Origin of the sequence: Mesorhizobium sp. B2-5-13, assembly GCF_006440535.1 — a bacterium.
In the GTDB taxonomy this organism is placed as follows: domain Bacteria; phylum Pseudomonadota; class Alphaproteobacteria; order Rhizobiales; family Rhizobiaceae; genus Mesorhizobium; species Mesorhizobium salmacidum.
The window spans coordinates 1-20,984 of sequence record NZ_VFUI01000003.1 but is presented as its reverse complement, the minus strand read 5'-3'; the positions used below and the strand labels follow the sequence as shown (position 1 = coordinate 20,984).

Annotated in this window: 15 protein-coding genes; 8 read left to right on the top strand and 7 right to left on the bottom strand. The window is 56.9% G+C overall.

The genetic code is table 11. The annotated features are described in order from the left end of the window. Positions 1 to 52: 52 nt before the first annotated feature. The 4 genes from copC to FJ434_RS06255 all read left to right on the top strand — a co-directional run bounded on the left by copC (position 53) and on the right by FJ434_RS06255 (position 4,072). Positions 53 to 520, top strand: coding sequence for a copper homeostasis periplasmic binding protein CopC (copC, locus tag FJ434_RS06275; protein ID WP_246673671.1), 468 nt, complete (start codon positions 53 to 55; stop codon positions 518 to 520). After that, entirely contained in the window at positions 520 to 1,404 is an 885-nt protein-coding gene (gene copD / locus FJ434_RS06270) for a copper homeostasis membrane protein CopD (protein WP_140502882.1), read from the top strand. The genes copC and copD overlap by 1 nt, the downstream gene beginning before the upstream one ends. 25 nt (positions 1,405 to 1,429) lie before the next feature. Then, on the top strand, positions 1,430 to 2,197 hold the full coding sequence (locus FJ434_RS06265; RefSeq protein ID WP_140502881.1) for a hypothetical protein: 768 nt from the start codon (positions 1,430 to 1,432) through the stop codon (positions 2,195 to 2,197). Positions 2,198 to 2,539: 342 nt separating this feature from the next. Further along, positions 2,540 to 4,072 carry an IS66 family transposase gene (locus FJ434_RS06255; protein ID WP_140745597.1) on the top strand — a complete coding sequence of 511 codons (1,533 nt, stop codon included), beginning with the start codon at positions 2,540 to 2,542 and terminating at the stop codon, positions 4,070 to 4,072. Between the two features lie 197 nt (positions 4,073 to 4,269). Here FJ434_RS06255 and FJ434_RS06250 read toward each other — a convergent pair whose 3' ends face one another. From FJ434_RS06250 to FJ434_RS06225, 7 genes are all read right to left on the bottom strand, one after another. Continuing rightward, positions 4,270 to 6,060, bottom strand: coding sequence for a hypothetical protein (locus FJ434_RS06250; RefSeq protein WP_140745599.1), 1,791 nt, complete (start codon positions 6,058 to 6,060; stop codon positions 4,270 to 4,272). A 71-nt stretch (positions 6,061 to 6,131) separates the two neighbouring features. Next, a complete protein-coding gene (locus FJ434_RS30440) occupies positions 6,132 to 6,260 on the bottom strand; it encodes a hypothetical protein (RefSeq protein WP_281405558.1) in 129 nt (42 codons plus the stop codon). 230 nt (positions 6,261 to 6,490) lie between these two features. Further along, positions 6,491 to 6,976, bottom strand: coding sequence for a toll/interleukin-1 receptor domain-containing protein (locus FJ434_RS06245; protein ID WP_348640735.1), 486 nt, complete (start codon positions 6,974 to 6,976; stop codon positions 6,491 to 6,493). Between the two features lie 545 nt (positions 6,977 to 7,521). Next, positions 7,522 to 10,023, bottom strand: coding sequence for a S8 family peptidase (locus FJ434_RS06240; RefSeq protein ID WP_140796807.1), 2,502 nt, complete (start codon positions 10,021 to 10,023; stop codon positions 7,522 to 7,524). Next, positions 10,016 to 11,221: an ATP-binding protein gene (locus FJ434_RS06235; protein ID WP_140502814.1), complete on the bottom strand. Its 1,206-nt coding sequence runs from the start codon at positions 11,219 to 11,221 to the stop codon at positions 10,016 to 10,018. The genes FJ434_RS06240 and FJ434_RS06235 overlap by 8 nt, the downstream gene beginning before the upstream one ends. A 390-nt stretch (positions 11,222 to 11,611) precedes the next feature. Continuing rightward, entirely contained in the window at positions 11,612 to 14,752 is a 3,141-nt protein-coding gene (locus tag FJ434_RS06230) for a DEAD/DEAH box helicase family protein (RefSeq protein ID WP_140502812.1), read from the bottom strand. Beyond that, a complete protein-coding gene (locus FJ434_RS06225; protein WP_140753095.1) occupies positions 14,752 to 17,442 on the bottom strand; it encodes a site-specific DNA-methyltransferase in 2,691 nt (896 codons plus the stop codon). Before FJ434_RS06225 ends, FJ434_RS06230 begins: the two co-directional genes overlap by 1 nt. Positions 17,443 to 17,630: 188 nt before the next feature. On the opposite strand from FJ434_RS06225, the gene FJ434_RS06220 reads away from it, so the two are divergent. The 4 genes from FJ434_RS06220 (at position 17,631) to FJ434_RS06205 (ending at position 20,897) form a co-directional block, all read left to right on the top strand. Further along, positions 17,631 to 18,074, top strand: a complete 444-nt coding sequence (locus FJ434_RS06220) for a hypothetical protein (RefSeq protein WP_140502808.1) — start codon at positions 17,631 to 17,633, stop codon at positions 18,072 to 18,074. A gap of 399 nt (positions 18,075 to 18,473) precedes the next feature. Beyond that, positions 18,474 to 18,857 (top strand): hypothetical protein, encoded by a 384-nt coding sequence (locus tag FJ434_RS06215; protein ID WP_140502806.1) that lies wholly within the window; start codon positions 18,474 to 18,476, stop codon positions 18,855 to 18,857. Positions 18,858 to 19,380: 523 nt separating this feature from the next. Further along, the gene (locus FJ434_RS06210) at positions 19,381 to 20,535 is read left to right on the top strand and encodes a phospholipase D family protein (protein ID WP_246678433.1); all 1,155 of its coding nucleotides are present in this window, start codon (positions 19,381 to 19,383) and stop codon (positions 20,533 to 20,535) included. Positions 20,536 to 20,693: 158 nt separating this feature from the next. Further along, complete coding sequence (locus FJ434_RS06205; protein WP_140753093.1) at positions 20,694 to 20,897, top strand: hypothetical protein; 204 nt, start codon at positions 20,694 to 20,696, stop codon at positions 20,895 to 20,897. Positions 20,898 to 20,984 lie beyond the last annotated feature (87 nt).

Here is a 20,984-nt window from a genome sequence, read left to right as displayed (position 1 = left end):
GCTGATGTCTTCGTTCATATGGTCAGCCGTTTGCCCATCGTTGCCCCTCTTCATGAAGCATACCAAGCAAAGGCACGACGGCTCGTTCGGCGGGCTGAAAAGCACCATCGTTGTATGGGGCGCAGGTCGCCGTTTGAAGGAAATGTTCATGCCAAAATACATTCGCGCCCTGATACTTGCTACTCTGATCGGAGGCATGTTTGCTGATGAGGCATTCGCACATGCGCGCCTTACGTCCGCAATCCCTGCTGAAGGCAGCATAGTGGCAATTCCGCCGAACGAACTCGACCTGACCTTTTCTGAGGACGTGGACCTAAAGTTTACTGGGGTATTGCTTGTCGGGGCCGACAAAAGGGCGGTGGCGACGGGCCCCGCCTCTTTTGGTGGCGGCAACGCTGCAAGCCTAGTCGTTCCAATTTCTCGGGCGCTTGACGCGGGTACGTATACCGTCGATTGGCATGCCCTGTCGGCAGATGGCCACAAAGCCAAAGGCCGCTACAGTTTCATCGTGAAGCCCTGATGAGCGCTGGCTTTGCCCTGGCTGTATGCACGTTCCTACGGGATACGTTTGCGATGCTGCTTTGGGGAACCTTCGCATATCTGTCAATTGTTGTTCCGAGTAAACTGGCGCGCGACATTCAACAGCGCCTGCAACTTTTCCGGATCATCGCCACCGGGGTAGTTGCGACATCGACGATCGCCGCGCTCCCCTTGGAGGCCGGATCAATCGGTGACGGCTGGACAGATGTATTCGATCGATCGATGATCTGGGCCGTATTGTCCCAAAGCACCGTAGGCCACACTTGGCTGGTGCAGGCCGTTACTGTTCTATCGTTGGTCGCGGCGCTCGTCATACCGTCAACATACCGTCAGACGTGGACAGCGCTAGCAGCCAGTCTCGTTCTTGCGGGTTTCACGCTGACGGGCCATGCCGCCATGCAGCAAGGCTGGATTGGTTTTGGGCATCGACTAAACGATGCCATCCACGTTCTGTCGTGTGGCGCATGGCTGGGCTCTCTCGTGCCACTTCTATTGATTCTTTTAGCCTTGAACGATCCGAAGAAGCGAATATCCGCTGGTTTGGCGCTGCGACGTTTTTCCAAGGTGGGACATGTGGTGGTTGCGCTGGTGCTTGCCACGGGCGTGATCAATACCTTCTTGACACTTGGAGAGTGGCCGACCAACTGGTCCTCGCCCTATCAGGCGATGCTGGCCACCAAGATGGTATTGGTCCTCTTAATGGTCAGTTTTGCAATGCTCAACCGATACAAATTCGTTCCACAGATCGCATTTCAAAGGTCTAAAAGCTTGCGCGCCATTCGCATTGGAACTATGACCGAAATTACTCTGTCGGTTTGCGTCATAGCTCTTGTCTCGATATTTGGAATGCTGGAACCGATTTAGTCGATTGCGCGCCCGAGTGGCATTGATGCTGACGATGTCAACGTCTGCTGCGCCATTGGCGGAGCCACCTGGTGGAGGGGATGGTAATCTGGCGCAGGGTACAACCTTTCCGGACATATCGAAGTCTCCGTACAATGTATTCCACCGCCTTGATACCGTGGTAAAGGGGACAACCAGATACTGCACCGCTCAATTTGTTGGGCGTGGTGACATACTGCTTACCGCTGCCCATTGCGTTCGAGACAATGGAGACGGCACTTGGGTCGGAGATTTTCAGCTCCGCAATCTCGGAAATTCGGAAAATGAAGCTCCGCTGACCAATCCAAAATGTATCGCAACTCCTAGGGGATGGGTTAAGCCCTTGCCCGAGGGTTTTGGGGGGCGCTTCTTTTGGCCAGATGATTACGCCCTCGTTGTTTTGCGTTCAGTGATATCCGACAATTTTCTTCAGTTGGGAGATGAAATTGCGTCGCCCGCGGACGTATCTGCTTATGGATTACCCGTCGGTCTGGGTCATCATCGAAAGCTCGTTGAAATTACCGGGCGGGCAGATCGCGACAAAGATTTCGCGACCTTGGGGGTGATGACTAATAAGCAACCCGACGCCAGGCTGGGCATGAGCGGTGGCGCATGGGTGACTCGCCTGAGCCCCGTCTCAGACAGTGCCTCGGATTTTGTTGTCGGTCTGTCTTCGACTGCGTCGGAAGAAAACGGCACGTTCTTGCTGGCCGGACCATACTTCGATCATTGTGCGGTAGAGATGATGAAGTTTATTCAACAAGAATGTCGCTAGGAAGGTAGATCGAACTGACGCCGGGGTTGACGCCTCCATGGGCCCCTTGTCAGATCACAGGGTCAGGATGTTTTGGGAATAAGGGAACGCAAATCACTACCCCTGAACGACAACCAGGCCGACGCGCCGCAGACGCGCCATGGCTACGCCGCAAGTGCCTCTGAACCAGCCGTGACCTCGGAAAACAACCGTGAGAGCGCGGCTTGTCGTGCCACACGATCGAGCGCGTACGATGTTCGCGTAAAGCGCATTCCATCCAGAAGCCCATGGATGTATCCCACGAAGTGAATCAGCATCGATTCCGCTGTCGCGAGCCGGTGGCGAATATGGTCTGATCGGCTCATGGCGATGACGGCTGACCAGCTTCCCGATGATCCGGATGCGCTGAAGGCGATGGTCCTGGCGCGCGACGTCGAGAATGTCCGGCTGATCCAGATCATCAAGGAATTGCAGCGCCATCGCTTCGGCCGTCGCGCCGAGACGCTCCCCGAGGATCAGCTACTGCTGGGGCTCGAAGAGGCCGAGCAGATCGAGGCGGCCGGCGAGGAAGAGAACGAGCAGGCTGCTGCCACGGAACGTCTGGCAAGGACTACCAAGCGTCGGGCCAACCGTGGCTCGCTGCCGGCACACCTTCCTCGCGTGGAGAAGGTCGTCGACATCGAGGACCATGCCTGCCCGTGCTGCCGCAGTGGCCTGCATCGGATCGGCGAAGACGTGAGCGAGCGGCTCGATATCGTGCCGGCGCAGCTGCGTGTGATCGTGGTGCGTCGGCCCAAATATGCCTGTCGCGCTTGTGAGGACGTTGTCGTTCAGGCTCCGGCGCCCGCCCGGCTGATCGAAGGCGGGCTGCCGACCGAGGCGACGGTCGCCCAGGTGCTGGTCTCCAAATATGCCGATCATCTGCCGCTCTATCGTCAGGCGCAGATCTACGCCCGGCAGGGCATCAATCTCGATCGCTCGACACTCGCCGACTGGGTCGGCCGTGCCGCCTGGCATCTGCGTCCGGTGCACGAGCGGCTGCTTGGAAAGCTGAGGTCCTCACCAAAACTCTTCGCCGATGAGACGACAGCGCCGGTGCTCGACCCCGGCCGCGGCAAGACGAAGACGGGGCAACTCTGGGCCTATGCCCGCGATGACCGACCGTGGGAGGGGAGCGACCCGCCAGGCGTGGCCTATGTCTATGCGCCGGACCGGAAGGCCGAGCGTCCGATCGCGCATCTCGCAGGCTTCACCGGAATCCTTCAGGTCGACGGCTATGGTGGCTATCGCGTGCTGGCCGAAAAGAGCGGCGTGACGCTCGCCTTTTGCTGGGCGCATGTCCGTCGGCGCTTTTATGAACTGGCAGCTGCCGGTCCCGCGCCGATCGCCAGCGAGGCGCTAAGACGGATCGCCGAGCTCTACAAGATCGAAGACGCCATCCGCGGCCTATCGGCCGACAAGCGCCGTGCGATGCGTCAGGATCGGAGCGCTTCACTTATTGCCGACCTCGAACCATGGTTGCGCGAAAAGCTCGGCCTGATCAGCCAGAAGACAAAGCTCGCCGAGGCGATCCGCTACACGCTCTCGCGCTGGGAAGGCCTCTCGCGCTTCCTCGACGACGGACGCATCGAGATCGACAGCAACACGGTCGAACGTTCAATCCGTCCGATCGCGCTCAACCGCAAGAACGCGCTCTTCGCCGGCTCGGATGGCGGCGCCGAGCATTGGGCCGTCATCGCCTCGCTGATCGAAACCTGCAAGCTCAACGACGTCGAGCCCCTCGGCTACCTCGCCGACATCCTCACCAGGATCGTCAACGGCCACCCAAACAGCCAGATCGACGATCTCCTGCCTTGGGCTTACATCCCCGCCTCTGAACTCAGGGCCGTGGCCTGAGAACATCGGTTACGGTCGGCCTACCACACAAGCAAACAGTGGGTGTCAGTCAGCGAGATAGGGGGCGAGAGCGGCCGTTTCGCGTTCCCTGGCGGCCGAACCGCCCGCCTCATCGGTCCCGCCATTCCGGCCGCATCTTAGACGGCGTGGAATATGCCGCCATTTCCAAGTGGCGGGAGAAGCGCTGCAACCGACATTCATTGCCGCATAAGATCGATAACTTGGTCGAAAGCCCTATCGGTCTTGAAAGCCGCCCTTAAGGGAATGATCAAGACGCTAAGAAAGAAAAACAATAAAGGGAGAAGGACTGTGAGCTGCTGCGTAATCTTGCCGCTCTCAAACTTGGTGGGATTGAGGCGGCGTTCATTCTTTGTGAGTGATGTTGCATTACCAACGAACCGTAGCTTGCCATGATCAGTGCTAATACCGCGGAATGCGCCAATAGCCCGGAACTGATCGGTAGGCCTTACATTTTGAGCCGTTCCGTCCACATCGATGGACAAGTTACCTTTTGCTTCCAAAAGCGTAGCCACTCCCCCCGGGATACCGTCCATCGCTTGGCGATCGATGTCGTCCATGGTGATCCACCCACTTTCGCCAGAGACGTTCAGTTCACTATCCTGCCTCGACAGCAATCCATTCGGCCGTGCAGTGACAGTCACTCTCACACCTACGGAAATACCCGAGCTAGGCATCTTAAACGTGCCACTCTGAAACGCCTTGCGCGCTGCTGCTATGGTGCATGCGGCTTTGTCGCCCGGCATCGGCGTCGCAGGGATGAAAGTGATAAAACACGGTTTGCCGTCGATCTCAACGACTAGCTTGCGAGGAATCAGGTTTATGGTGTTAGCTTTGTCATCCAGCGCGTCCAAGAAAACTATTCCCGCATAAAAAGATAGTACATCTGCACTGTTTTCATAGATAAGATGGGATGGACTTCCGATAAATTGCCACAAGTCCTTCGTATTTGCTTTCTTACCAACCTCCAAGCCAAATGGAGCCACTGGATCTGCTTCCAGTGAAATTTTCCCAGCACCCTTATCCGTATCGAAAATCCAAAAATCGGAGGCGCCGCCTTCGAATGAGACTGACAAACGCTTGATGTCACTCACGCGGTGGCTCGGCCTGTCAGCGCCGATTCCCGAGATCCAGTCGGTATCCAGACAACCTGACAGAATCTCGATTTGGAGATCGAATTTGGTTTGAGGATTGGTAACGTGCCAAGCAGCGCTTATTCCTCCATTAGGATTGCGCCACTTTACAACGGGAACGTCGAAATCCGTTGGAAACAGCTGGAACGGAGGATTGTCTTTGTCGATGTAGGACGGATTGGTGGCGAAAGAGCCATTCAGCGGCGCGTCGAGGTAAGCGTCAATTTGAACAGGTAAAGGTCGATAGAAGAAATCCGCAGCATAAAAAGCGACCGCGTTTAAGAAAATCCCTAACGCGCAAATCTCAAGTGCTACAGCAGCACGTCGCAAAGGTCTGCTTGGCTGAAGGTGCTCGATAGTCCATTCGGCGATCTGCGTTATAGATACAATCGCGCATGAAATTAAGAATGCTCCGCACAAATTTGCGAACAGCGATTCGGTGAATGAAGACTGCTCGAAAGTTCCACTCCATTGGTAAATTGCGAAATCGTTGATGGACAGGGCACACAATCCGGCAGCCGTTCCGCGCCATAGCATTTGTGCCGGAGAGCCCGTTCTAAGTGTAGCTGCAGCCATGACAAATGCTATTGCGAGCAAGTTCGGCTGATAGGCTTCCATTAGCCATTCAGCCAAGCTAACAAAGGGCACCACATCGGTGCCATGGGCCGCTTCGTAAATCGACGCGGAGTCCCCGTTGAGTATGCCCATCAAAAAGATTTGCAACTGCGGACCAGGCGCCAAAAGCAGGGTGATCGCTATACAGTATGCCAGTATGACGAAAGCGCCCCGCAACGGCCCAGATATGCGGAGGAAACACGCAAAATAGGCGTTCGTCATAAAAAGCTCAATTTTGAATCGGGGCGCAATGGAGCAATCATGACTTTTTCACAAGGTGCCGTCAAGAATACCTAGGTCGTGAACGCAGGGATGATCTGGCGCTCCATGGCTCGTTCAGCGCCTACGACGACCCTCGGCAGAAGCTGCTCGATCGGGGCTTTCAGCTGAGGGGTCACATTGAAGGCCTTGACGTAGTTCATATCACCACCCGGCGCAGCGCGCCAATTACCCTCTATAATATGCTATAGCCGTCAAGCGTACGCCCTCGCTTCTGTTAGAGGCTGGCCCGAGTGCAGAAATGGCGTCGTTCGGCGGTGGAGAAGTTCGAATCGCTTTCGTTCCATTTGTCGAAGTGCAGGAGGAAGCCAAGAAAACCTCCGGTATTCGCCGAAAACGCCGCTCAGCGCCCGGTTTGACCCCCGGTGGGGAGCTAAGTAGCGACAAGTTCGGCGATTTTGGCTGCAACTTCCGCCATCGACTCCTCGGCAGTGCTCAGGCCGGCTCGGGAGGCTAGCAGGAGGCTGACCTGCTCAAGTTCTTCATAGGTCGTTCCGTGAATAACCGGGACGAGCCGCTCACGTCGGAGGAGCGCTGAAAGCTCTTTGTCTGCAATGCCTTCTGCCGGGAGGCGTCGCAACATGGCCGGAGTCACCAACACGATACCGACGCGCGAGTTTACCAAGCCCTTGTCAATCGCCCGCATCATCGGCACCCCGAGGCCAAGGTCCTTCTCGCTGAACCACACGCGGACACCACGCGCTTCGAGCAGATCATGCAGTTCTCTGGCGGAGCCCTGCCTGTCATCCCATGCGTGACAGAGAAACACATCTCGAAGGTCAGGCTGCGAGGCCGTTAGGTTCTCCACGTTTTCTCGAACCGGCGTGAGCGCCTGCACTTGTTCAGGCGTGTACCACACAGCCGAACCTGCTCCCGACCAGCGCGGCTTTGCGGTGCGGCGCCCCGCTCCGCCGCTGCTCCGACCGCTGCTGCTAGCTGAGGAGGAGTATGAAGGGGACGAGTATGATCCGCCGCTTCTGTAGCCGCCATCATAGCCGCCGTAACCACCGAAGCGGCTATAGCGACTCCCGCATGCTGGACAGTCGGCGGCGGCGGCCGATGAGCGATGGCCCCTTACTGGTGCTGTGCATCTAGACATGCCTTTTCATCTCCTTCATCACTCGGCTAGCTCGCGAATCCTATTGATGCGCTTTGTGGCCCATTCAAATTGACTGATGAATTGCATCGCGTAGGTCGAAGACGAGCAATGCCTCACGCCTTACGCCTTCAATATCTCGGACCGACGGATGGCAGAGATGATCTTTGAAACCACATCCAATCCTGTAATCGCGACCAATCTTGGAAACGCTGACCACAGTCTCACTTCCGTCGGACGTTTTTCCTCGTAGATAACCAATTCGCTTCTCTTTCGAACGAGCCAAGTAATTTCTCCTATACGAGCCGCTAGACGCGCGGCGTGATGCGCGCAGCCGTCCGAATGTCAGCGATCTGTGCGCCAATCGCCTGAAGGCTTTGGCGCATGTCGTTGAAGACCGGCCTTTCTGCCTCTGGATCGCTGATCGTTAGAATGGCTGTGAAGGGGACGCCGCCCTCGGGCATCACTTCTCCAGCGCGGGTCAGATACTCGACAAATAGTCGCCAGTTCGACGAAGGCCCAACTCCCTGCGGGAAGATCTTGGCGTGGACCTTTACCGGACTCCATTTCAGGTCATGTTCGACTAGTTCCGCCTCGACCGCCGACGATTCTCGCGAAGACGGAAGGTAAAGCGGATCAAGTCGACCCTTCCATTTGCCTTCATCCTGCTCCTGTTGCAGGACAGCATTCACGTTTACCCGGACGAACTCGGCACCAAACCGGGCGTCCAGCGGCGGCGTAGATACGAGCGTGAGCTTTGCCCGCCCTCGACATTTGCCGCCAGGTCCGACCAAGGATGCCGGCCATGGGAACCGGAAATTGATCTGCTGGCCGTGCTGGATACGTGAGGCGAAGACCAGGGTAATTGAATGATCGCCTGTCTCTAGAATACGTTCAGCAGATGGTGGCATTCCAAAGCCGACAAGGTGCCGTGCCACCGGTGCTAGCATTTTCAGGCGCAACGGTTCTGGAATCTCAGCGTGGTGGACCAGCAAACCGATGAGGGTTTCACGAGAGACCTCGCCCTCGATGGCATGATCGAGGACCGCTGCCGTCTTGGCAACCAAAGGCGAGGCGTAGCTGGTGCCGCAACCATCGACTACTGTTCCATCCGGAAGGATAGAGAAAAGGCCGTGCCCCAGCGCCGCATGCTGCGTACCCGCTCCTCCGATATGGGCAAGGTCGGGTTTCCCGCCGGACCTAAGCCCAGGCCCTCGACGGCTGAAACGGGCTGGGGCGAAAGGCACGCAACCGCTGTGCCCTGGTGGATTCAGTGCCGAAACAGCAACATTTCTTGCGCTCTCCGCTGGCGTCAGGAGCCCGTCGTTTCGCGCAAGTGCAAGATTAGAAAGGGCCTTTGCCGCATCGACCGGCCACTCCGGGCGGAGGTCTTGAGGCTGGATGTTACCGGCGGAAATGAACACGACGGCATTGTTTTCTTCGGCAATCTGGTCAAGCCGGACCGCATGTGGGCTGTAGCGATCGGGTGCGGCGGGCTGAAGAATGTTCAGACTCATATTGAAGACACGCACGCCATGACGTGCCCGCGCATCAGCGACAGCCGCATCCATTTCATCGAAGAACTGAGGGACGCCGCCAGAATAGTAAGATGCGAAGGCACCAGCCTTCTGCTCATTTGGGAAGACAGCTACGTCAACCAGTTCCGCGCCGTCGGGTTCGGGGCAAGTCCCCGCACCATTGATACCGGCTCCAGCGACCGCAAGCCCGCCAATGAAGGTGCCATGGGATAGATCCATGTCTTCGTCAGCCAGCACGTCCCATCGATCAATGACCCAGTCAGACAAGGCCGGGCTTATGCCGCCATCGATGATGCCCAGCCTCGGATGGGTCCTGCGGCTATCGCGAACGGGCATAACCGCGTGATCTGGTCGAGCGCGGCTCGGCGTTGCCGGGCGAGCAGAACGCACCACGATGCCGGGCAACTCGATCCGCCGGACCAAGGGATGCTTGTCTAAGAACGCCAGCAAACGGCTGTGATGCTGAACATTCGGGTCGAACGGCGAAAGCTCACGGCGCTCCTTCGATGATACGCTCGTCAGCCGTAGGACGGCGCCATCTCCGGCTCGGTCCAGACGCACGGAAAGCATCGGGAGCCGCTGTCGCCAACTAGGCAGATGCTCCACTGACAGACTTTGTTCAAGGGCGTTGAAGCCGGCAACGAAGGACTCGACCAGACGTCTGTGCGCGGGGTCGAGGCGATCCCACTCGGCACGCGGTGGCAGGACATCGAACAACTCGACCTGATATCCACTACCCGTCATCGGATTGGCGAGCCAGGCAACAGCCTCTTCGACCGAAAAGTTGCGCTTGTCGGAAGCGCCATAGAGTTCGATCCGGTCGATTGCACCCGTCTCGCTCTTTTGCGCTGTAGGGTTCGGCACCTCTTTCCCTTTTTTCTCGTCATAACGCATTCTTGTAAGCGTTTCGGCTTTGGCGATTTCGGCTTTCACCTGCGCCAAAGCCGATGGTCGGCCTTCGACAATCATCACGCCGAGATCTCCACCTCCGACTACGGGTATCCGATCACTACGAAAGAGTGCCCCAACGGGTCGATGGCTTTTCGCCCAGGCATCTCGTTTAAGGATGACCTTGACGTAGCCGATCGGCCCCTGCGTTTGCGCCGAAAGAACCTCGGAAATAGTGTCGATCTGCTCGATCAGAGCTGCCTTATGGGCGCCAAATTCCCGATCGCGGTGCGCGAAGAAGTCCTTGCGGCCGCCTCCGCCGCCTGCCTCTCGGGCTTCCTCATAATTGTCCGGATTGAGGACGATCTGGATCGGACTAGCCATGATTCACACCCCCATCGACTTTACCGGCTTGTCGCCCGAGTTGACGGCTTACGGTCGATTTGTCCCGCCCTGCGATTTCGCCGATGTCGGCCATTGAAAATGCGAGAATGGGGTCGTCACGCATGGCCCGGAACAGAGTGGCGGGATCATCGAACAACAGCGTTCGACGTTCACTCTGAATGCGGGCCGCGTTGAGAGTGGCAAATTGGCGGAGCGTATCCAGTAACCCTCGGCGATCGTCCTCGCGAACCGTGGTGGCCTTCTTGTATGTCCGCACCAGCGCCTCGATCTCCGCTCCGGTTGAACCTTCAGTGAACCACGCAATAAGACGTAGATGGCTGTCGGGAGCCGCTACAGGCGGCATAAACATGGCGGCGATCGCCTTCCGTACCTCAAAATTGGGCTTGGGGATCTCAAGTTGCACCTCGAAACGGCGCCAGACCGCCGGATCAAGCAGCTTCGAATGATTGGTGATGCCGATCGTCAATCCTATGTTTTGTCTAGCATCCAGATTTTGGAGAAGGGCATTCACAACGCGCTTGATCTCGCCGACCTCCTGGGGATCGTCGCGGACTTTTGCAATCGCGTCGAATTCATCAAGTAGAAGCACGCAGCGATAGCGATTGGCGAATGCGAAGAGATTTCCAATATTGCGTGCCGTCGTTCCAAGAAATGAGGAAACAAGGCCATCCAGTTTTACGAGAACAACGGGCAAGTCCAGCTTGCGAGCAATCCAGAGGGCCAGTCGAGTTTTCCCCGTGCCCGGCGCTCCGTAGATCAAACACGTCTTTGAGGGCGCGATGTCGACGGTCGCGAGCGCCTCGAAATCGGTCCATTCATCGACGATCGTCTCAACTGCCTGCGTCACAGTCGAATTGAAAAGCGGGGCCGCTCCCTCGACTTCAGACGGAAAGATGATCTCTGCCAAGGCGGCGGCCGTTTCACGATCGACAGGAACCGGCGTATTGCGGCCGAGCGTCTCGCCGGCCAGGTTCGCTCGCGAGCGTTCGATTCGGCTCGGGGCCATCTCCATTAGGCGCTCCGCCGTAGCAAGAATCCCCGCGAGCGACGCTGCTTGCTTTTCCTCACCATCTTTGGCGAGAGCATCCTTTAACCGTTCGACTTGTTTGCGCAACGCCGGCGTTGGTGCGCCCATCGCCGTTCGGCAGAGAGCCTGAATGATTGAGAAATGCTCCATGCGCTAACCCTACGATCTGATGCACGACTAATAACTTATGATGCATGTATATGATCGATTGTTGCATGTCAACGATGATTGTTGCGCCTTGTCTCGGATTTGATGCGTTCCTGATAGCGAGTATGCGAGATTGGTTCTGTTTGTTGCAGCCAAGCCCCATTGCGGCTCCGAACGCAGTGCCTGGTGATGCAGCCCAGGCTGGTCAGGAATCGAGCAGGGACGGGATTTCCATTGAGGGCAAAATCAAACCCGTGCTCGTTAGGCCGCTTCAAGAGGTATGAGTTTTTGCTTCTTGCAAAAGGAGGGCGTTAGAGGCCTATGGCGTAGACATAGTTCTCATCATCAACCGGCGCGGCGCGCCAATATCACCTTGAATTCGCTGTCGATTCTCTAGTTGAGCTCGAATTCGCCCTCATCCCATTTCGCTCCGGTAAACGAATTGAGCATCACACCTACGCGTCCCGGTTCGGTCACGAGGAGATAACGCCAAGTTCCGTGCTGACCGAGCTGCGTCACGCCCCGAGTCCACCGCTCCGCAGCCTTAGCCTTGGCGTCGGCGTTATCGGTCACCTGCCCTTTGATTTCGACTATAACGTTCTGATCCGTATCGGTGACAGCGATAAAGTCGGGAATGTAGCGCGCCGGCAACCCGTTCCGGCGATAGGGAATGAAGAAGCCAAGTCGCTCGTTCTTCACCCACTTCCTCACGCCGGGATGCGTGTCAAGAAGAAGGGCCGCGATCTGCTCCCACTTCTGTGTGTCGGCGACCATCGCGTTGAGGTGACAGTGGGTAGCTGCCTGGATCGGCTTCGTTGTGTGGAAATCGACATACAGCGTGCTGCCACGCCCTGATGCGCCCTGTGGGATGACTGCGACCTCGGCGTCGGACGTTGACGCCCCCTTTTTGATCGCGTCGAACAAGGCGTCGATGGACGCCTGCATGTATTGACCGACCAGCAGCACATCGCAGGGTTGGCTGTCGCCCTTGCATTCCAGCTTTTCAGCTAGGAAGCGTTTTGCTGCGAAAGCGACGCGCGGGAAAAGCTGCTGCGCCGGCACGGCGGTAGCTCCGTTGTCGGCTTGCCAGCGGATGCAGATTTCGCGGGCAAGTCGGAAGGCGACCTGCTGATCACGGAACAAGGCGCGCCAATCTTTCAGCGACAGTACCGGCTTCGCGCCTGGGCCGTAACTGGCTAGTGAGCCGTCCGGCGTCGTCAACGGCGTCAGTTCTACGACATGCGGAATGCGCGACGGGTCGATAGTGACTTTTGATACTCGCTCCCAATCGACGGAAACATCAAAGCTCCCCGACTGATGATAGCCGGTCACGATGGGGAACCTGATCTCGTATTCCGCCTTTTCCGGCACCGAATAGATGTGATTGGGCTCCGGCTGCGGCGGCTGCGGTCCGGCCGGCGCGACCTTGAACGGGATCAACTCGAACGGCACGCCGAAGACCTTTGCGGTTTCCTCTGTGAACATCTGCGTGTCTTCGTTGATTGCATAGCTCTTGCGACGCAGCGCCCGGCCCACAACCTGCTCGCAAAGAAGCTGCGAGCCGAAGGGCCGCAGGCCGACGATGTGAGTTACGGTGTTGGCGTCCCACCCTTCGGCGAGCATGGCGACCGATACGATGCAGCGCACATCCCGTCCTGGCGGAATACGCTCATCAATCCATTTCAGGGAGCCGTCGTCGTCGCTCGCGACCCTCTCATTGTGTTTGCGCACAAGCTCCGACCAGTCCTCCGGCATTTTGCCGCCGAGCCATTCGGACTTGCCGATGGTGTCGAGGATAAAACGCAAGCGGCGTGTCTCGTCCTTCGTACCGCCGGCTTCGATATCTTCCATCACCTTGGAGTCAATACGAACGGTCACTTCATGGCCAGGCGTGTTGCGGAACCACGGCGGCGAAACGCCATAGCCGTCATTGCCGTTGGCAAGCCAGGAGTGAACCTCGCGCGCGACCGCCGTATCGCGGCAGACAACGATGAAGACCGGCGGGACTGGATGTTTCTGTTGCTGCTTCGAGTACTGATCCCACTCAAGGAACCGCTGGTGCCATTCAGCCGCGAGCAGATTGATTGGGGCGCTGGCGTAGTTCATGACGATTTGTGGCGTCATGCTATCGCCGTATCCATCCTCCTTTGCCTTTGCCTGCACCCATCGCCAGATGTTGAAATAGGCCGCTTCCTCCGCCCCAGTTACGTCGCGGGCGGGGAGTTGCGGAATCTTCACGAGACCGGACTCGATGGCGTCGAGAAGACCGAAATCAGAGACAACCCACGGGAACGGCTTTCCGACTTCGTTGCCGGAGCCTTGTATATAAAAGGGCGTTGCCGAAAGATCGACACAGAGGTGGATGCCGCGCCGCCGGCTGCCCCCGGCCAGCTTGTTGATGCGGTCGAGCCCTTCGATCCAAATCGTCGCCTCGCGGGCGTTCTTGCTGGCGAGGTCTTTGTCCTCATCAAGGGATTGTTCGTCCGTCGCAGTGTCGCCGCGCCGATAAGCGTGATGTGCCTCGTCGTTGAAAATGAGCCAGTGCAAGCTTCGCCCCTTGCCGCTGCCAAGTTCACGCCGGATACGCTTGAACCATGCTGCGTCGGACTCGAAGTACTTCGTTTCGACGACTTCGTTCGCCTTGCCAGCGTTCTTCACAACCACAACCGGCTCACCGGTCTTTACGACCTTGGCAGACTCGCCGTTGACGCTGTTGGTTTCCTTCTTGGCAAGGCGATGCCAGTTGGCAATCATTACCTCGCCGCGCCGCAAATCCTCCATGCGGTGAACGGGAACAAGCTGCCGCGTTCTGTAAAGACTTAGATCGCCACGTCCCGGGTCCAATTCCTGCAAGCGTTCACGAATGGTGACATTCGGGCAGACAATAAGAATTGTATCGGAAAAGCGGTCGTCCCGGGGCGACGCTACGCTGTTGAGAATTGACCAGCCCGCGAGCATTCCCATGACGGTGGTCTTGCCGGAGCCGGTCGCCATCTTGCAGGCGTGGCGGACAAAAGCCCGCACACCGGAAAGTTTGGATTCGAGCCCGGGGTCGTCCTTCGGGATTTCCGGAATTCCCTTACGATAAATGTCGGCAGCTTCTGCTAGAAATATGACGGTCTCGGCGGCCTCCACTTGAGCAAAGAAGAGCCGCTGCATCCGATCCCCGCTGCGCCAGAGTTCAAGAAGCTCCTTCGTGATAGGCGACGCGCCATCGTAGGCCAGGCCGCTTGATCGTGTTCCTTCGCGCCATTCCTTCACCCGCTCGCGGATAAGGTTGACGATTTCAAGCTCGACCTCCTCGCCCTTCGTGTCCGCGAACAGTTCGGCTTGCCTTCCCTTACGGCCGCTTCCGGCATGCTCGGGCACACGGTAGAAATAGCTCGCTCGCCTGCGGCCCTCGGCCTTTACAGGCGGTGTACTGCGCTCGATCTGCCAGTGATATTTCGGCTCACGGAACGGCGAGTTGATGATCGGCGAGTCAACTTCGGCGACGGTCACCGGCGTCTGTTGCTGCTGGGGGGCGGCGGACATTAGAGGCCTCCATCTGCCAACTTGACCACCATCAGCTCATTGCCGCGCTCGTCGATGGCCTTCACGGCAATGCGCTTCTTGTCGCCCATAACAAAAGGTTCGCTGACCGTACCGGCAAGGTGTTCCCACACGGCGTCGTTGAATTGACTTTTCAAGGACTTTTGCAGATTTTCCCAAGCGCCGGTCTTAGGGAAGAAAACCTGCGTCGCCATGAAAACCATGCCATTGTAATTGCTGTCGAGCATCCAGCACGGCAGGTTCTCGGCTTTGATCTCGTCCGTCTCCATCGTGTCGGGCCTGAAAATGTCCAGGCCTTTGATGACGACGCGATAGAGCGGCGTTCCGTCCTTCTCCTTGCCTGCTTGCTCCACTGACACGTCGGGCAAGCCCGTAATAGAGAAGATTTGACTGCTCTTCGTTGTCTTAAGCAGGTCCGACATGACGACATCGGGAGTGACGGACACGTAGGTTGTGGGGATTTTCAGCTTGTCCAGCATTTCGCGGGCTTTTGCCTGGATGGCGAAGCCGAAGAGGAACAGTTGCTGATAACCGCGTTGCAACGCCTCCGTATGGGCGCTGAACACGTATTCGGAGCCTATGGCACCGTCCTCGGGGCCGAATACGAATGCGATACGATTAGCGGTGCCGTTGCTTGTAACACCTTCCGCATGTAAGTATTCGCGGTCGACCAGCGGGCTGATCCTTTCGAGTTCGAGCGTGACGTTGCCGGGCAGGCGCAACGTCTTGCTCTGACGCAACACCTCGATCATTCGGTCGAGGTAAGCGCGGGGACTGCTGAACGCCGGTGGGGGCGATGAAGTAGGGGTGTCCTCGTCAAAGCTCATGGCAGCGTTAATCGTAGCCTCCACTGTGAAGGGACCGGTTACACGGGTAACGCCGCTTGCTATTTCCGGTCGATCCACGACCGTAACCAACTCCGGCTCCTCGTTATTCGTGATCGAGCCAAGCGTCACATGCGGCACAAGTCCGCCGACGTCCTCCCCCTTGCGATTTTTCTTTCTCTCGTAGACGAAACCTGCGGCCGGTCCCTGAGCAGGAGTCTTAAGCTTATACCAAGGGAAAGTACTGGTCAGCAGCCGCTGCCGAGCCAAGGAAATAGGGACTCGTGACGTATCTACGGTGATCCAGCGTCGGCCCCACTGTTCGGCGACATATGCCGTCGTCCCAGATCCGCAGGTTATATCGAGAACGAGATCGCCTGGGTCGGAACTCATCAGCATACACCGAGCGACAACCTTCGAATCTGTCTGGACTACGTACACCTTTCCGGAAACGCCCACGCTATCGGTCCAGATATTTGTGAGCGATTGGACCGGGTAGTCATCAAAATACAGTTTGTATCGCAACGCGTTTTTCGTAGCGTAGAGCCGGTTCTCCTGAGCCAACTTTCTCATGCCTTGCCGGTTGGTTTTCCAGCTCTTTCCGGCAGTCGGTGAATAACTTTTTCCCTTCCATTCAAAGTCAAAAACGCAGGACTCCGTTCGACCCGATGATGCCAAGTCCAAGCTTGTGAAAACCCTTGCCCCGTCAGGAAGATCAGCGCCCTTCCGCTCAGACTCTTCTAAGGTTCTGATGGCTCCATCATTCAATTCGACAAGACTAAACTGTTGAGAATCCTCCAGCGTTTGCTCGACGAAAAGGCGATTGAATTTCATCGAACCTGACTCGAAGTTCTTTCCATACCAAAGTATGTAATCGCAAACACCTGGAAGGTAGCTATTCCTTAGGGGAATTTTTGTCTGGAAGGTTATTTGCGACACGAAGTTTTTACCGCCGAATATCTCATCCAGCAATTCGCGCGTGTGGTGCAGATTCTCGTCTGAAATCTGGACAAAGAGGGAACCGGAATCCGTCAAAAGTTCCCGCGCAAGCGTCAGGCGGTCACGGAGATACGTCAGGTAGGAGTGAAGCCCCAACTCCCATGTATCCCGATAGGCTTTCACCATTTCGGGCTCGCGGCTCATGTGGTCATCCGGTCCGTGCTTCACGTCGCGTTTCCGAACGAATGGTTGGAAGTTCGACCCGAATTTCACACCATAGGGCGGATCGAAGTAGATCATCTGTACCTGGCCGCCCATGCCCTCGTATTCGGTCAAAGAATTCATGACGTGCAACGAGTCGCCAAGGATGAGACGGTTGGTCCACGGCCCCTTGTGTTCGTAGGCGTCCAACTTGTCGGCTACGTCGAGGTTGGTATCGCCGAACAGGTCGAGGTTAGTACCGAGCGCCTTGTGAGACTTCAGCGTTTCCAGGATCGCCTGCGTTGAATGTCGCTCGTGAACGAACAGCGGCAGCGTCGGCACGGTAATCTGCTGCCGCTCGGCCTTGCCAGCCCAGTTCAGAAACGGCTTGGTTAAGCTTCGTAGCCGCGCGGCGCACTGCGACAGAGTGGAGAAGTTCTCACCATTGCCCTGCCAAACCTGCGGCGAGGCGAACACTTCGCTCTCTCCCTTCTCAGCCGCATTCGTGACCAACGCCAGCAGCCATTCGGCAAAGGCGCGGTCGGCGCTTTCATCCCACGACAACTCGGGCGCGAGACTGGAATCGTACCGATAGGTCTTCGGCGCTTTCTTGTTCGAGAATTGCGCCTCGACTCCGGCATCGGGCCTTTGCACGGATTCCTGGCCGTGCTTGTAGACCGATGCGGCTGAACCCTTTTCTTCGGCCATGCCGTTCCCCGCCCTTTCGAATCGCTGTCTGTGGGTCTAGAGATAGCCCCTGGGGGAGGTATCGGCCAGTATTAAGAGGGGGCCGATGGCCTGTCAGCTTTCGAATCGAAGCACTGGGTCTGGATAGCGTTTGTCATTGTCACGAATTGAACCAAACGGTTTTCGGAAGATCAGGCGCGCAGTGCGCCATGTCATGGGAGGAAAATATGGGGCTAAAAAGCAGAGAGTGGTTTTTTGGGGAATGTTACAAGCGATTCAAAAACAATTCGCCACTTAAGAATCTTGCCGACAGCGCTCTTGAACTTGGATTTAAGAGGGAGATGACTGGTGGTCACATTCTTCAAGCATGCGGCGCGGCACAAGCGTTTCTTGCAAAGTACCCCCATCATAAGCAGGCTATCCAAAAAGCTCCTCCCGGGACGCGCTATAGGCTAACCGGGCAAATTCTTAAAGACTGGTTGAAGTTTTTCGCGTCGAAGCAAGCTCAGGCGACATATGGCCGGAAAGAATTCCAGTATAACTGGAGTTCACTTCGCACCTATCTGACACCAAAATACGGCGGAATTCACATAGGCGGCGGGGGCGGTAACGACAAGCTCGAACGCGTTTTGAGGCTAGTAGCTGCTTTTTAGCTCACTTAACGCAAGACTCGGCGCAGCGGACTAGTAATTCGCTTGAAATTGCGCCGAAGCGCCTCAGCATTGGAATCGTCATATACGAGAAACGGGCTGCAACGGCACCGATTATGCGGACTTATGGCTAACTAGGACGTCGAGCTAACCGAAAAACGAAAACCTGGTATTGGCCTCTCGTGGAGGTATTCTCGCTGGGGAATTTGCATGCGCACGTGCGATTTGTGTGGGGGAGAAATCCATTTTCGCATTGTCGCTGGACGGGCAACGCCAATCCATCTGAGTGGCCGCTGGTGCGCTGGATACAGTGCTCGCTCGGCATCCGTGGTCGTCAAACCGTTCCAATCGATTGTCTCTTATGTCAACCCGAACGCACGTTGCCCGGTATGCGGAGAACGCGTGTATTTTTACCAGAGCCCGCACGGCGGCAGAGTTTTCTTTAACGATCTCGGCTGGCCATGGGAGAAACATGGCTGCACCGACAAGCCCAAGGGGCAATCTGGGATTGTGCAGACCGTTGCTCTGAGCGCCAATACCTCATTCCGGAATAGGGAAGGGCAGGCGCTCGACCTGTATGAGTTGTCGTCGCTCGCGGAGAAGGACAACATCCTCCACATGCGGTTCAGCCGTTTAGGTGAGAACCGCAGTTTCAGGGCCTCGGTTTCACTCCGTGAACTACGTGGCTGGAAAGTGACGGTCGCTGATCTCAGAGATGCTCCGTCATTCGTCGTCAGATCAAGTGGAGAGTTCCGAACACTCGAGTTCATTTCTGACCGCAAGTAGGCGATTGACCGGATCGTGGTCCGGAAGCCTAAGCTTCCACCACTCGTTTGACCGGATCAGCTTCTGTACGTCGGCGGGGTTCCAACTTCGCTTCCTCAGCCGGCTTCTCCTCCATTCGCTCTCGCCTAGTCCGAGATTACATATGCAACCTAAGTCAGGATCGTGAACGCCAAAGATGGGCCGTAAGCAGAATGGCAGCTTTGTGTCCCAAAAAGGGGACAGCGAACTTCGACTCGGTTTCTTGATAGATTGCCTTTCCTCGCACATTGCCTCCATCGCAGAGCTAATCAACAACATGGAATGTATCCCGGTGCACAACTTAGAACGCCACGGGGACGCAGAGCAGGTTCAGCTGCCGCCCACGTTTGCGGCTGGCGCGGTGCGCATCGCATGATGATATCCTACGAAAAGTTTCGGAACGTCCGACCCGATGCCTCAGCAACACCTCAACTGCTAGACGGCTTTGGGCACATCCAGCTTGGCTGCTGGGCGGCATCTGATGGTAACCGGCATGGAGTGCAAATTGGAAAACTTTCGACTAGTCGATTCGGGATGGGCCGAGGAAATCGACCGCGAGATGAGATTGCGGCCGGCTGCTCTGCGGATCATTTGTCCGTTTATCAAACTGGCCACTGCAAAGCGCTTTCTGAACCTGGCTGCGCCCAAGACCATTCAGGTAATCACTCGTTTCGATCTTAACAGCTTCAACGCGGGCGTAAGCGATCTCGAAGCGCTTGAAACACTTTTTCTGGCTGGCGCGAGGATTCGAGGAATCAAGGGACTTCACTCGAAAATGTATCTGTTCGGCAGTTCGTCTGCGATTGTAACCAGCGCCAATCTTACGGAGGCGGCGATGTTCCGCAACAAAGAGTTCGGCTTCTGCGCAGGTGAGCCTGGTATCGTGTCGCACTGCAATGACTACTTCACTGTTTTGTGGAGCAAGACGAAGAAGGACCTAGCTCTCGATCAAATTGGAGATTGGGCCAAGGAGCTCGCCAGCGTTCGCACGACCCCGGTGCTTCCTACGGTTGGTTTGCCGGACTACGGAGAATTGGTGGAGCTCGAATCGCCGTTTGTGTCAGGCCAGGCCACCAGCGGCCCTCTCCAGTCATTCGTCAAGTTCTTCGGTCGCGCGGACAACCGAGCGGAGCTGAGCATGGAAATTGGACAAGAGGTTACCCGGTCCGGCTCGCATTGGGCGTGCACTTACCCAACCGGGAAGCGACCGAGACAGGTCCAAGACGGTGCAGTCATGTTCATGGCTCGGATGATGCTCGATCGTAGTGACTATCGCATCTACGGAAGGGCCATAGGGCGAAAGCACAAACCGGGCATTGACGACGCTACTCCAGGTGACATCGCCGCTCGCACATGGAAGACTGATTGGTCTCACTACGTTCGGGTTCACACTCCAGTCTTCATCGATGGACGGCTTTCGGCTGGAGTATCGATGGTCGACATGATGCAGGAATTGGGATCGGCGGCCTTCGCTCCGACCCTGCGAAATCAGTTGACCGGGAGAGGGAACACAAATCCCCGCCGAGCCATAATGCGCAAGCCAGCGATGGAATTGACACCACAAGCCTACTCCTGGATCTCATCCCGCCTCGATGACGCGTTCCTAAAGCACGGCACGTTGGACATCTCCGCACCCAGGTTCGATGGGCCGCATCCTTAGCATGGCGGATTATGGGCGCAGACAAGGCTCCAACAGGCACAACTGTCGCGTGAGGCGTTTGCCTCACCGCCAACCTAAAGATTCTTGAAAACCTAACATTGACGGCGGCCAACGGGTGTATCGTATAGGAGGCCTCGCAAATTTTGGAGGCTTTCCGCATGACATCCCTCGCAAACACGATCGAATTCATCGCCGCGCGCCGCGCCGGTCTATCTGACTGTGAGCTCGCGGAAGCAATTTACGGGAAACGCAAGCAGCAGCTCGTCAATGGCGAATGCCGGTATTTGGAGCGAGCAAGCGGGCTGGAGCGCCGTCCTCGCGCTGACGGCATCATCGGCAACTACCTGCCGTCATATAATTAGACCTCGGCCTAGCTAGCGCAAAATCATGCCGGAAAAACTCGACGTTCACAAGTTCTCCAACATCGCATCACTTGGGCGGGCGGGGTG

Bases quoted from the DNA above. Each gene is read 5' to 3' on its own strand.
- copC (WP_246673671.1), top strand. From the start codon at position 53: ATGAAGCATACCAAGCAAAGGCACGACGGCTCGTTCGGCGGGCTGAAA.
- copD (WP_140502882.1), top strand. From the start codon at position 520: ATGAGCGCTGGCTTTGCCCTGGCTGTATGCACGTTCCTACGGGATACG.
- FJ434_RS06265 (WP_140502881.1), top strand. From the start codon at position 1,430: ATGCTGACGATGTCAACGTCTGCTGCGCCATTGGCGGAGCCACCTGGT.
- FJ434_RS06255 (WP_140745597.1), top strand. From the start codon at position 2,540: ATGGCGATGACGGCTGACCAGCTTCCCGATGATCCGGATGCGCTGAAG.
- FJ434_RS06250 (WP_140745599.1), bottom strand. From the start codon at position 6,060: ATGACGAACGCCTATTTTGCGTGTTTCCTCCGCATATCTGGGCCGTTG.
- FJ434_RS30440 (WP_281405558.1), bottom strand. From the start codon at position 6,260: ATGAACTACGTCAAGGCCTTCAATGTGACCCCTCAGCTGAAAGCCCCG.
- FJ434_RS06240 (WP_140796807.1), bottom strand. From the start codon at position 10,023: ATGGCTAGTCCGATCCAGATCGTCCTCAATCCGGACAATTATGAGGAA.
- FJ434_RS06235 (WP_140502814.1), bottom strand. From the start codon at position 11,221: ATGGAGCATTTCTCAATCATTCAGGCTCTCTGCCGAACGGCGATGGGC.
- FJ434_RS06230 (WP_140502812.1), bottom strand. From the start codon at position 14,752: ATGTCCGCCGCCCCCCAGCAGCAACAGACGCCGGTGACCGTCGCCGAA.
- FJ434_RS06225 (WP_140753095.1), bottom strand. From the start codon at position 17,442: ATGGCCGAAGAAAAGGGTTCAGCCGCATCGGTCTACAAGCACGGCCAG.
- FJ434_RS06220 (WP_140502808.1), top strand. From the start codon at position 17,631: ATGTCATGGGAGGAAAATATGGGGCTAAAAAGCAGAGAGTGGTTTTTT.
- FJ434_RS06205 (WP_140753093.1), top strand. From the start codon at position 20,694: ATGACATCCCTCGCAAACACGATCGAATTCATCGCCGCGCGCCGCGCC.